We start from the raw sequence: 12,234 nt of genomic DNA on the forward strand, positions 1-12,234 counted from the left end.
ACATCTCGGTAGTCACACAATGGCGAATCCTGCCATAACAATATCAATCACTTAGTCGATTTGCTGTCGAACTTGGGGGGCACCGGCAGGTTACGGGCATCGGTTCCGTCAACGGGCGCGGCCCGGTCAAGGTCTCGCGCCTTTCTAGACCCGAAGACGCCATCGTCCTGCTGGCGGCCGCGGCGGACCAGGGCGCGGCTGCCCTTTGGGTGCGCAATGCCGTAGATGATGCGATTGCCGCCGTAGAGGCCTTGCGGGATCGTGGCGTCGCGGCTGATCTGTTGCACGCCCGGTTCGCCCTTGTCGACAGGATGCGCCATGAAACTGCCGCTCTGGCCCGGTTCGGCAAAACCCGCGAGGCCCGGCCCGGCCGTGTGCTGGTTGCGACGCAGGTTGTTGAAAGTTCGCTCGATCTTGATTTCGACGTGATGGTCTCGGATCTCGCTCCGATCCCGGCGCTGGTTCAGCGGGCAGGCCGCTTGTGGCGGCACATGGACCGTCGCCCTGCTGAAACCCGCGCCTGTCCTGCGCCTGTCCTGCATGTTCTGTCCCCCGATCCGGACCAGGTGGCCGATGCGCTCTGGCTGCGCGGGGTGCTGGACAGGGGGGCCTTCACCTATCCGCTGGACTTGCAATGGCGGGCAGCGCGAGCGCTGTTCTCGGTCGGCGTGATCAACGCGCCGGAAGGCTTGCGTGACTTGATCGAGGCGGGTCTGGCTGGCGATGACTTGCCCGAAGCGCTGCACCAGGCAGAGTTCGAGCGTCAGGCGCAGGGATACGCCCAGACCGATCTGGCACGGCAAAACCTGATCGACCTGGATGCCACCTATAGGAACATCAAAGGGTTTTCCGAAGATGCAGACTTCCCGACCCGGCTCGGGCGCGAACAGCGTGTGCTGGTTCTGGCGCGCCAGGCGACGGCGGGGCTTTGTCCGTTGGAGGGGGTCGACTGGAGCGCGCACAGCCGCCAATTGTCAGAGGTCAGCATTGCCGCCTACCGTGTGCAGGGATTGCCGCTTCCCGATCAATCCAGTCCAGAGATCCGCGCCGTGAAACGCGACTGGCCGGACTGGATGCAGGCACGTCTGACGTTATGTCCGGTCAGTGAAGATGGGATGATCTGCGAGGGGCTTTCCTATGATCCGGAACGTGGTTTGCTCTGCGGATCTTCGCGCGCCGCATGATAGAGTTTGATCCCCACAGGGGTTGCGCGTCTTTTTTTAGGTCATTTCTTCGGGGAGGCGTCGCCATTCCGCTCCATTCGTTTTGATGTCTGGAATCGATGTAAAAAGCCTTTGACAATCCCAAGCTTCAAGGAGGAAGCTAATTATTGAAATGTGCTCATTCCGATAACTCTGCTCGATGGCTGAATGTCTTTAAATCTGATTTCCAATTCTTGGATTCCCGTCAGGATGGAGGATGGCTCGACAAGGGTCATTGCGCCGCATCAGATGGCTGATCCATCCATCGCTGCCCCGGACTGGCCGCGCGCGGATCTCAACCTTGCCTGCTACGAGTTTCTGGTCGGGCTCGTGTTCATGACCTGCCCGCCCACCAATCTGCGGGACTGGGCGCATAATCGGCCAGACCAGGCTTTGTTGCAGGAACGGCTGTCCGCCTTCTTGACTGCCTTCGACCTTCTCGGCGACGGTCCACGCTTCCTGCAGGACAGGGATCACCTGAACGGCGCGCCATCATCGACAGATATGCTGTTCATCGATTCTGCGGGTGGTAATGCGGCGAAGAACAATGCCGATCTGATGGTGCATCGCGACCGCTATGGCGCGTTGGATCTGCCGCTGGCAGCCATGGCTCTTTATGCCTTCCAGCAATTCGCGCCAGCCGGCGGTGCCGGAAATCGCACCTCCATGCGCGGTGGCGGGCCTCTGGTGACGCTTGTCGATCCCGGCACGGGGCTCTGGGATCTGGTCTGGGCCAATGTGCCGTTCGGCCAGCCCGCCAGCGCAGGTGATCTGCCCTGGATGCGGGGAACGCGCACGTCGGAGAAAGCGCAGCAGGTCACGCCGTCGCAGGCGCATCCGGTGGAAGCGTTCTTTGGCATGCCGCGCCGGTTGCGGCTGGTTGGAGACGATCGGATCACCGGCGTCGTGCAGCGTCCCTACGGCACGAATTACGCGCTGTGGCGGCATCCGCTGACCCCCTACTATCGAATGAAGGAAGGGGCCGAACTGCTTCCGCGCCACCCGGCCGGCGGGCGATTGCCCTATCGAAACTGGGCCGGGACCGTCCTTGCGCAGCCCGGTGACAACCTTCGGCTGCGCGCCACCTCGATCGACGGCGTTTTCGACAGGTTCGCGCGCGCCCCGACGCGCATGATTGCGGCGGGGTGGGCAATGGACAATATGAAACCCAAGGATTTCCTCTGGGCCGAGCTGCCGCTTCTGTCCTTCGACGCGGCGGCGCAGGCGCGGGCGGAGGCGCTGATTGTTGCGGCGGATACAGTGACCTCGGGTCTGCGCCGCGCCTTGACGGTGATTGTCGAGGAAGGCAGCGCACGTGAGGCGGAGCTTGACCGTTTCTGGTCCGACACCGAGGCCGATTTCACCAAAGCCCTGGCGGAGCTGAGCCAGGCCGTGTTCGACACGGCGGCGATCTCGCTCGGTTTCCTGGCGGCGATCGGTCGCCAGGCGCTGCGCCAGTTCGAGGCGCTGGCCCTGCCCGGGCTGGCCGACAGAAAGATGGAAAAGGCAGGCCAGATCGTGGCAGCTCATCGGGGCTTGAGATCATTGGTGCAAGGGCACGGTGCGGCGGGCAAGAAGCTTTGGGCCGGACTGGACCTGACCCCGCCGGACCCGACACCGCAGTTGCAAAAGGAGGTCGATGCATGAGCAACCCTGACAGCGAACGGAGGCCCGGGCAGATCATCCTTGGCTGGTGGTCGACCGAGTTGGGGGCGCGCACGACTGGCGCGCAGAAGGGCCTGTCGGCACGGCTCAGGCGCGGCGATGATGTCACCGTCTTGTGCGAACGCCCTGTGCATGATCTGGCGCATCATTTGGGGCTGCGTGATGGCGCCCGGATTGCCAGGCTGGCGCGCGTTCTGGCCCATGTGCGCGATCACGGCCCGCGTAGCTTGCCGCGACGCCTTGGCACCGGCGATCCGCCGATCATGTCCCAACTGCGCTTCGAACGGCTGGTGAGGTCTGAGGGCGAAGAACTGGAAGCCGCCCTGCGCCGCGCCCTGGAGATGGCAGGCCATGCGGCCAACGTGGCGCATCTGGGCGAGTCGGTTCTACTCTGGTCCGACGCGATCCGCACCCGCTGGTGCTTTGACTATTACGGGGCCGAGCCCCCCAAGACTGCCTTATCCAAGGAATCCGCCCAATGACGACTTTCGTTCAATTCCACATGCTGACCACCTATCCGCTGTCCAACCCCAACCGCGACGATCAGGGCCGCCCCAAACAGGCGCTGATCGGAGGCAGCCCGCGGCTGCGGATCTCGTCGCAATCGCTTAAACGGGCAGTGCGGGAAAGCAGTTACTTCATGCAGGATTTGGCCGGTCACACCGGCACCCGGACCCGCAGACTGGCCACCGAGCTGAAAACCGAACTGGTGGATCAGGGTGTCGAGGAGACCCAGGCCGAGAAGATCGCCACGGATATTGGCGTTGCGTTTTCCAAGCTGGAAAAGGGCTCCACCAATGCCACGACCCTGGCTTTCATCTCGCCCGATGAATGGGCGATGGCCCGGGAACTGGCGGCGAAAGCCGTGGCGGGCGAGGCGCTCCCGACGGAAAAGGAATTGAGGAATGTCCTACTGCGCCGTGCCGACGGGGCCGTGGACATTGCCATGTTCGGGCGCATGCTGGCCGAAAGCCCGGAATATAACCGCGATGCGGCGGTGCAGGTTGCTCATGCCTTCACGACTCATCGCGCCCAGGTGCAGGATGACTGGTTCTCGGCCGTCGACGACCTGAAGACGCGCGATGACGATGCGGGCGCGGGGCATATCGGCGAACATGGATTCGGGTCGGGGGTCTACTACCTTTATGCCTGCGCGAATGTCGATCTGCTGATCGAGAATCTGAACGGCGACCGGGCGCTTGCCGAACGGGGCCTTGCCTCGCTGGCCTGCGCCCTGGCCACGGCGACCCCGAAAGGAAAGCAGAACAGCCATGCCCACCACCCGAGGGCGGGCTATATCCGGGTCGAGCGGGGGTCCGACCAGCCGCGCGATCTGTCGGGGGCGTTCCATCAAGCGGTTGCGCCCGATGAACGCGCCAGCGTCACCGCCCTCACGGCTATGGCCGAGCGCCTCGACCGTGCCTATGGCCTGTCCTGCGAGGTGAATGAAATGGATGTCGCCGAAGGCGTGGGCAGCCTCGACGAAATCGCCGGTTTCGCTGCCGAAGCCGTGCGGGGCGTTTCAGCCGATGCCTGACTACCTGATCTTTCAGCTGGTCGCCTCGATCGGGTCGATGGGGGAATTCGGTGGCCATGACCGGCGCGGCACGCTCGGCCTGCCGGGTCACTCGGCGGTGATTGGCACCATCGGGGCCGCACTTGGCCGTCGGCGAGATCAGGATTTTTCCGATCTCGATGCCTTGGGGCTGGCGATTGCCAGCTTTGGACGGACCACACCCTTGCGCGATTACCATACGGTTCAGACGGTGCCGAGTGCAGCAGTAAAGCAGCCTCAGTCCCGGCCTCAGGCGCTGCGCGATGCCGGGCGCAAGGTAAACACCGCGCTCACCTCCCGGGACTACCGCTGCGATTGCGTCTTCGGCGTTGCTGTCTGGGGCGGCGACCTGCCGCTGCTGGCCCGGGCCCTGAAGCGGCCTGTGTTCCAGACCTTCCTGGGCCGCAAGTCCTGCCCACTCTCGGCGCCCTTTGATCCGCAGGTGGTCGAGGCGCAAAACCCGGCCGTGGCCCTTGGCCATCTGCGCCTGCCCCCCTGGATCGGCGCGCGGCAGATGATCGAGATCGTGGCCGAGCATGGCACCGACCTGGGCACCCCCGCGCGGGTCGAAACGCGGCATGACCGGGCGCTGGATCGGCTTCTGTGGCACTTCGGGCCGGGCCGCTATGATGTCGCTCATCCGGGTGTGTCCGCACAGGAGGTGCCGTCATGATGTATCTGTCGCGGCTGCGCCTGTCGCGCGCACCCGAAGTTGCAGCGCTCAACGCGCTTCTCGACCCCGACGACGTCGGCCCGCGCACCGATGCGCAGCACCGCCTGATCTGGTCGCTCTTCGCGGATTCCCCTTCAGCGCGGCGCGATTTCCTCTGGCGTGCGGATGGCCACGGGGTCTTCCTTGTGCAATCTGCGCGCCCACCGGGTCACAGCCCGTTCTTCGACCCCCCGGACATCCGTGAACACGCGCCCGATCTGCGATCTGGCGATCGTCTGTCCTTCCTGCTGCGCGCCAATGCCACCCGAGAATTGCGCGGCCCCCCGCGACAGCGTGTCGATGTGGTCATGAACAGCTTGCACGGCCTTCCCCGCGACCAGCGCAAGGCCGAGCGCATGGTCCGGGCCAGTCAAGCGGCCCGCGACTGGATGGATGGGCAGGGCGTGCGCGCGGGCTTTGCAGCCGAACAGGTCGATGTTCAGGATTACAGCACTGTCTCGTTACCCGGGGCCAAGGGCCGGAAAGACGCGCGGCGTTTCGGGATTCTCGACCTGATCGGAGAGATCTCGGTCACCGATCCGGATGCCTTCCTCGCCAAGCTGGCGCAGGGCTTTGGGCGGGCCAAGAGCTTCGGCTGCGGGCTGATGCTGATCCGGCGGATCTGACATGGCCCATCCTCCCGGATTGCCGCCACCACGCCCGATCCCGCTCAAGGACAGGGCGCAGCTCGTGTTCGTCGAACGCGCGCAGCTTGATGTGCGCGATGGCGCCTTTTGTGCCGTCAATGCCGATGGCACCGTGACGCAAATTCCCGTGGGTGGCCTCGCTGGCCTGATGCTGGAACCCGGAGCCCGGATCAGCCACGCGGCGGTGGCCCTGGCGGCGCGCACGGGAACGCTGATCACCTGGGTTGGCGAAGGCGGTGTGCGGCTCTATTCGGCAGGTCAACCCGGCGGTGCTCGGTCAGACAAGCTTCTGTGGCAGGCGCAACTTGCGTTGGACGACACCGCGCGCCTGCGCATTGTGCGGCGGATGTTCCAGATCCGGTTCGGCGAAGACGCGCCGCTGCGCCGCTCCATCGACCAGCTGCGCGGGATCGAGGGCGTTCGTGTGCGCGAAAGCTATGCGCTGTTGGCGCGAAAATTCGGGGTGGACTGGGCGCGCCGGAAATATGATCCGAAGGACTGGGACGCGGGCGACATCCCCAACCGGTGCCTGTCGGCGGCGACGGCCTGTCTGCACGGGCTGACCGAGGCCGCGATATTGGCAGCCGGATATGCGCCTGCCATCGGCTTCCTGCATAGCGGCAAGCCACGCAGCTTCGTTTACGACATCGCCGATCTGTGGAAATTGCAGACCGTGGTGCCCGAAGCCTTTCGCGTGGCCGGTCAGGCAGCGAAAGGCAAGCTGGACATGGCGCCCGACAGGGCGGTGCGGCTGGCCTGCCGCGATGCGTTCCGCCGCACCGGGCTTCTGTCGAAGATCATCCCGCAGATCGAAGAGGTCCTGACCGCTGGCGACCTGCCAAAGCCCGAGCCGCCCCCCGATGCGGTCGCTCCGGCGTTCGAGGAGAATCAAGGAAGTGGCGATGATGGTCATCGTGGTTAGCCGCGCTCCGCCCCGGCTGCGAGGACGTCTCGCCGCCTGGTTGCTGGAGATCCGAGCCGGGGTCTATGTCGGTGACTACTCCGGGCGCACCCGGGAAAGGATCTGGGATCAGGTCCTCGGCGGGATCGAGCAAGGGGACGCCGTGATCGTCTGGCACTCACCGACCGACCAGGGTTTCGACTTCGCCACCGCAGGCCAGAACCGCCGTATGCCAGAAGATTTCGACGGGCTGAAACTGATCCGTTTCCTTCCGTCAAAAGGGTGAATCTCGGCATCGACCGGAAACCGGAAAATATCGGTATGCTCTTTGACAATTGAATAATTGTGTGCTTTCAGAGGTTTCTGGCAAAGGGCGTTCCCCGCACACGCGGGGATCAACCGCATCTGGCCCCGGCGAAAGCCCGGCCCCCGACGCGTTCCCCGCACACGCGGGGATCAACCGCGCAAATATCGCCTTGACGTGGCCACTAGCAGCGCGTTCCCCGCACACGCGGGGATCAACCGTTCCCAGAACCACTCTTGCGGCGACATGGCCCGCGTTCCCCGCACACGCGGGGATCAACCGCGGGAGACGGTGACGCTGTATGGTGGTGTGTCGCGTTCCCCGCACACGCGGGGATCAACCGGCCCTGCGAGGCCTCACGCACCGCCTCGGCGGGCGTTCCCCGCACACGCGGGGATCAACCGGGACATGTCCCCGCCCGCAGCCTTTTGCCCAAGCGTTCCCCGCACACGCGGGGATCAACCGATGTCAGGCAATGGCAAGTTTGTCGCCGCTGAGCGTTCCCCGCACACGCGGGGATCAACCTATGCGCGGGGGATCGAGGCGGCGGCTGCTTACGCGTTCCCCGCACACGCGGGGATCAACCGATGACAGGGCGGGCTTGCTTTTGTCGGCTGGTGCGTTCCCCGCACACGCGGGGATCAACCGTCGCCCGCCTCGTTTGTCGCCGCTGGCGTCCAGCGTTCCCCGCACACGCGGGGATCAACCGCGTTCTCGATATTGATGTTTCCAAGATTGTCGGCGTTCCCCGCACACGCGGGGATCAACCGCAACAGAAGCAGGTAGATCGCGCCTAGGCTAAGCGTTCCCCGCACACGCGGGGATCAACCGCCAATCGACAATCGCAGTGCGCCAAACCCCGGGCGTTCCCCGCACACGCGCGGATCAACCGCGTCCACCTCGGCATAGGCGCGCTCGATCTCGGCGTTCCCCGCACACGCGGGGATCAACCGGTGACTTCGCAGCCGTCCGTTTCTAAAAACGGGCGTTCCCCGCACACGCGGGGATCAACCGCAGTAAGCTCTTGCGGGGCAATGGTCATTGACGCGTTCCCCGCACACGCGGGGATCAACCGTCGAAATCATGGGCGGCAAGGCCGATGTAGTCGCGTTCCCCGCACACGCGGGGATCAACCGTAGTAGCCCCGCGCCCCCGCGTCTTTCATGTCGCGTTCCCCGCACACGCGGGGATCAACCGCGGGTTGACCCCCACGTGACAAATTGATACGCGCGTTCCCCGCACACGCGGGGATCAACCGGAAGGGAGATTGACCTTGAAATTCCATTGGACGCGTTCCCCGCACACGCGGGGATCAACCGGCTGGCGCAACTCAGTCGGGACGCGCGGCCCCGCGTTCCCCGCACACGCGGGGATCAACCGGCCGTGTCTGACACGCATGCGGTAATGGGTCAGCGTTCCCCGCACACGCGGGGATCAACCGTCAGAAAATTCCGCATTGTCCGCTAGTGCCTCCGCGTTCCCCGCACACGCGGGGATCAACCGCGCTTGGTCTATCATTCCGTTCTCAAGATAGTGCGTTCCCCGCACACGCGGGGATCAACCGTATTCTTCCATGAATACGTTCACCGCGTCTTCGCGCTCCCCGCACACGCGGGGATCAACCGGCCCGCAACATCCGGCCTATGGGCTGCGATGCGCGTTCCCCGCACACGCGGGGATCAACCGGGATACCGGATGCCAGAGGAGACCCTGTCAGAGCGTTCCCCGCACACGCGGGGATCAACCGGCTGGTTCGCTTGGTGTAGGGGTTGCCGAAATGCGTTCCCCGCACACGCGGGGATCAACCGCCGCCCGGCAGGTCCTGCGCGAAATGGAGGCAGCGTTCCCCGCACACGCGGGGATCAACCGTCGGCAACCTCAGCCCCACCCGCCGCAACGCCGCGTTCCCCGCACACGCGGGGATCAACCGATGTCCTCGCCCGCCGCGTTTCTGACGACGATGCGTTCCCCGCACACGCGGGGATCAACCGAGGGCGCTGCAAGCCGTGCTTGACCGCAAGATCCGATAGGGCGCCGGATACCGGTGCCAGTCATACCGGTTTTAGGTTAGCGCATGACATCCAGTAAGTTGCTTTGACTAACCGAGATACCTTAGATCTAACGTTTCTGCTGCTACTTTTTTTCACCGATCATGAGGCGGACGCTCGATATCTTCCTTTGCACAAACAAAGCACATGGACAGTCACACACTATCCGGATGGCAGGTTCAGGGTAGCGCTATCCCCACCCATCCCCTCAGCATTCCCGTCGATGCCACCCGTATAACTGAATCAGTCAAACGCTGCATTCATACGGAGAAACACGAGCATGACGAATGGAAATCCCTATGAGGGAAGCGCCTTTTCACGGTTCTTGATAAAGCGAGTGCTGGAACTGAAGACGGTGAAAAGCCAGCGCGATATCGCGGTCGAGGCGGGGTTCGCGAACCCGAACATGATGAGCCTGCTGAAATCGGGCCGAACCAAGATGCCGCTTGATCGGGTGCCGGCTCTGGCGAAGGCGCTCGACTGCGATGCGCGGCGGCTGTTCCTGCTCGCGCTGCAGCAGGGTGGCAATGAGACGACCCTGAGCGCGGTGGAGGAAATCTTCGGCACCGTGGTCACGCGGAACGAACTGGACTGGATCGAAGAGATCCGCGACGCATCCGGGAACGGCGATCCCAGGCTCACCGCACGGTCACGCACCGCACTGAGGGGGATCTTCGGCAAATGAGCGAGGAGATGAATGCCGTGGGCTTCAGGCTGCGGGCGGAACGGCCCATGACAGAGAACGAACTCGCCTGGATCACGCTCATTCGGGTGATCACCGATGACCGGGATCCTGCGCCCGACCTTCTTATGGTGCAGGCCCTGAGACGGGCTTGGATGGATGATTGTGAAAGAATACCGCCACATCCGCCGGATGTGTGATCAATCCCGCCATAATGGGTAGTCAGCCACAATTTTCGGCTTGCACCGTGGCAGGCTTCCTGAGCCCAAATCTGTCAACCGGATGTCAACTTTCGTCAACATTACTGGGACCGGTTGTCACCCAAGATGTAAACTTCGGAGCTCGGGATGTTACCTTTTCGAGCCAATATGCAACCCAAGCAAAGAGGCCAAGGTCAATAAAACAAGGGTTTTCGGGAGAAAGTTTACCAAATCCACGCAAAACAAAAAAATAGTGCATTCGTGATCGATCGGTTCACACATTGGCAGGTTCGGAAGGTGGACTACCGAGCGCCGTAGACATCATGGACTAACGGGTATTGGGGTTTCTGGCGAGCACCCGAACAGCTGGAGGTCATGTGCGCTGGCGCGCAGATTGGCCCGATATGTGCATTTTTGCGCATTAAAAAGGGCGTGAAAGGTTGAACGGCAGGATTGCAACGCGCCGCTCTTCGGTGGACTGCCGCTGTGATCTACGGATAATGCCTCTCTTATGATTGTCGACATATCAAGGTGAAGCATGAGTGACATAGAGTTCGACCGCCTGACCGATTTTTCCCTTTAGAGATGCCTGGGCGCACGAAGCCCTAGAGTTCACGCCCTGGCTAGCAGAGAACATCGACCATCTGTCCGGGGCGATCTGGGTGCCGCTCGAAGTTGTCGGCACTGAGGTCGCGGTCGAGAGTTTCTCGGCCGATATTCTGGCACGCAAGGCGGTCTGGCCAGGCATGTCGCGCTGGATGGCTGAAAACATGCAGCGATTGCAAACCTCGTTTTCACGGGCGATCTTGGAGTTAAACAATCTTCCCACACCCGACAATGGGGATCAGGGAAGCATTTGAGCACGGGGACATTTTGCCGGAGCTCATTCGAAGCCTGTCTGCTGCAAGAATTCCTTGACTGGAACGGCTTGCTCAGTCCGACACCCTGCTGATGTGTTCACGTGGAATGGCCATCAGGGAACATACCGTGTCGAGTCGAATGGCAAAGGCTTAGCCTGGCGGCCTCCAAAGGTAGGCTGAAATCTCACAGCTCTCGCCATCGCAATGTCTAGGTTGCAAGACGCCGCCGGAAGAGGAATGGCCAGCTCCGCACCCGTTTGTGGGCGGATCCCTCCTCGGACCAGATGGAAGTCCTAGGAAAACCAACTGAGCTCGATCCCGATGCGTTCTGGTGCCGCCGAGAGTGGGGGATCAATTCTGCCCGTGCCGATGATCGGAGTGCGGCGGTTCGCAATGCACGTATCCAGGGCAAAGACGACATTCCACCCCGGACCTTCGCTGCCAATCGCCTTCTAGATCCTGTTCCAGATCGAGCATGCCGGAAGAGCCGATTCAGAAGCGCCCCCAGTAGGCAGGGCGCCTTTCATGCTCCTCCTCTGTGGAATTTTCATCTTCTTGCGTTGCGCCGGAACAGGTATTCAGCCGCTGCGTCAGGATCTCCTCGGCGCCTTTTAGAGGGCCCACAATGGTGCGGTTCGTAAAAGGCTTGTTTTGCCCTGTCTGCATTCCGCGCTTGTTCAGAATATCGGCAAGTTCGTGATTGGACAGGCCGTGATCGAGCCCGCCGTGTTTTTCGAGAACATCCGCCACAGCCTCCCTTAACCGAAGTGCCTTTTCCCGCGCTGCTTCGGTTCCCTTCGGCTGCAAGCTCTTTATTTCAGGGTTGCCGAATGTCACGCCCTCCAGCGCTTTCTTTCGCGCCATACCCTCCTTTGTCGACCGCGAGATGGCTTCACCACGCTTCTGGGCATAGGCAAGGCGACCGGGCGCAGATAGACTACTTAAGAGTTCGTCCTCTCGGACCGACTGGATACGATCCGCAGGTAGGATGGCGGTAATGGCGTTCCTGTCGGACTCGGCCCTCGTGAGACGCTCCCAGTCGTAAACTATCAAGGTGGCACCTTTCTGTGCAGCGGCCTTGAGTGCTTCTGTGAGGCGCGGGCGCCGAGACATGTTGTTCGCGCCTCGAGCAGATGCCACCTCCTCGAAAATAAAAAGAAGTTGACCATCTCGGGCTTTTACAAACTCCTTGATGCCAGCCAACTGTGCTGCAAGGCCTACTCCGCTTTCACCCTGACCATCGGATGACACACGCAGGTAGGCGATGAAGAGGCGAGGGACACTGGGTGCAACAATGGCGGCGGCGACGATGGACTTCTGCTTGTAGGCGTTCACGTCTTACTCCTCTAGATGATTATACAGTGACTTATAGCGTCGAGGTTCTGAGCTACTCCCCATCGGTTGGACAGGATCTGGCGTAAATCAAGCTACTCGTTGCACCTGCTGACCGGTTTGGGT

Annotated in this window: 13 protein-coding genes and 1 CRISPR repeat array; of the genes, 11 read left to right on the forward strand and 2 right to left on the reverse strand. The window is 62.5% G+C overall.

The genetic code is table 11. The annotated features are described in order from the left end of the window. Positions 1-47: 47 nt before the first annotated feature. The gene (locus BKY27_RS18890; RefSeq protein WP_071676019.1) at positions 48-320 is read right to left on the reverse strand and encodes a hypothetical protein; all 273 of its coding nucleotides are present in this window, start codon (positions 318-320) and stop codon (positions 48-50) included. On the opposite strand from BKY27_RS18890, the gene BKY27_RS18895 reads away from it, so the two are divergent. The 11 genes from BKY27_RS18895 to BKY27_RS18945 all read left to right on the forward strand — a co-directional run bounded on the left by BKY27_RS18895 (position 210) and on the right by BKY27_RS18945 (position 10,776). Next, on the forward strand, positions 210-1,184 hold the full coding sequence (locus BKY27_RS18895; protein ID WP_407668428.1) for a hypothetical protein: 975 nt from the start codon (positions 210-212) through the stop codon (positions 1,182-1,184). The genes BKY27_RS18890 and BKY27_RS18895 overlap by 111 nt on opposite strands. Before the next feature lie 186 nt (positions 1,185-1,370). Beyond that, positions 1,371-2,849 (forward strand): type I-E CRISPR-associated protein Cse1/CasA, encoded by a 1,479-nt coding sequence (gene casA, locus BKY27_RS18900; RefSeq protein ID WP_071676021.1) that lies wholly within the window; start codon positions 1,371-1,373, stop codon positions 2,847-2,849. Continuing rightward, positions 2,846-3,349: a type I-E CRISPR-associated protein Cse2/CasB gene (gene casB, locus BKY27_RS18905; protein WP_071676022.1), complete on the forward strand. Its 504-nt coding sequence runs from the start codon at positions 2,846-2,848 to the stop codon at positions 3,347-3,349. The genes casA and casB overlap by 4 nt, the downstream gene beginning before the upstream one ends. Beyond that, entirely contained in the window at positions 3,346-4,404 is a 1,059-nt protein-coding gene (cas7e, locus tag BKY27_RS18910; protein WP_071676023.1) for a type I-E CRISPR-associated protein Cas7/Cse4/CasC, read from the forward strand. The genes casB and cas7e overlap by 4 nt, the downstream gene beginning before the upstream one ends. Further along, positions 4,397-5,095 carry a type I-E CRISPR-associated protein Cas5/CasD gene (gene cas5e, locus BKY27_RS18915; protein ID WP_071676024.1) on the forward strand — a complete coding sequence of 233 codons (699 nt, stop codon included), beginning with the start codon at positions 4,397-4,399 and terminating at the stop codon, positions 5,093-5,095. Before cas7e ends, cas5e begins: the two co-directional genes overlap by 8 nt. Further along, on the forward strand, positions 5,092-5,760 hold the full coding sequence (cas6e, locus tag BKY27_RS18920) for a type I-E CRISPR-associated protein Cas6/Cse3/CasE (protein ID WP_071676025.1): 669 nt from the start codon (positions 5,092-5,094) through the stop codon (positions 5,758-5,760). Before cas5e ends, cas6e begins: the two co-directional genes overlap by 4 nt. Before the next feature lies 1 nt (position 5,761). Beyond that, positions 5,762-6,703, forward strand: coding sequence for a type I-E CRISPR-associated endonuclease Cas1e (cas1e, locus tag BKY27_RS18925; RefSeq protein WP_071676026.1), 942 nt, complete (start codon positions 5,762-5,764; stop codon positions 6,701-6,703). Continuing rightward, on the forward strand, positions 6,684-6,968 hold the full coding sequence (gene cas2e / locus BKY27_RS18930; RefSeq protein ID WP_071676027.1) for a type I-E CRISPR-associated endoribonuclease Cas2e: 285 nt from the start codon (positions 6,684-6,686) through the stop codon (positions 6,966-6,968). The genes cas1e and cas2e overlap by 20 nt, the downstream gene beginning before the upstream one ends. Positions 6,969-7,055: 87 nt before the next feature. Further along, a CRISPR array of direct repeats spans positions 7,056-8,977; the repeat unit is 29 nt; unit sequence GCGTTCCCCGCACACGCGGGGATCAACCG. A gap of 394 nt (positions 8,978-9,371) precedes the next feature. After that, positions 9,372-9,719, forward strand: a complete 348-nt coding sequence (locus tag BKY27_RS18935; protein ID WP_233491912.1) for an XRE family transcriptional regulator — start codon at positions 9,372-9,374, stop codon at positions 9,717-9,719. After that, positions 9,716-9,916, forward strand: coding sequence for a hypothetical protein (locus tag BKY27_RS18940; RefSeq protein ID WP_146636312.1), 201 nt, complete (start codon positions 9,716-9,718; stop codon positions 9,914-9,916). The genes BKY27_RS18935 and BKY27_RS18940 overlap by 4 nt, the downstream gene beginning before the upstream one ends. Positions 9,917-10,578: 662 nt before the next feature. Continuing rightward, positions 10,579-10,776 carry a hypothetical protein gene (locus BKY27_RS18945; RefSeq protein ID WP_071676030.1) on the forward strand — a complete coding sequence of 66 codons (198 nt, stop codon included), beginning with the start codon at positions 10,579-10,581 and terminating at the stop codon, positions 10,774-10,776. A 492-nt stretch (positions 10,777-11,268) separates the two neighbouring features. On the opposite strand, the gene BKY27_RS18950 is transcribed toward BKY27_RS18945, so the two are convergent. Then, positions 11,269-12,111: a recombinase family protein gene (locus BKY27_RS18950; protein WP_071676031.1), complete on the reverse strand. Its 843-nt coding sequence runs from the start codon at positions 12,109-12,111 to the stop codon at positions 11,269-11,271. Between the last annotated feature and the right edge of the window lie 123 nt (positions 12,112-12,234).

Source organism: Nioella nitratireducens (assembly GCF_001879715.1).
Taxonomy (GTDB): Bacteria; Pseudomonadota; Alphaproteobacteria; order Rhodobacterales; family Rhodobacteraceae; genus Nioella; species Nioella nitratireducens.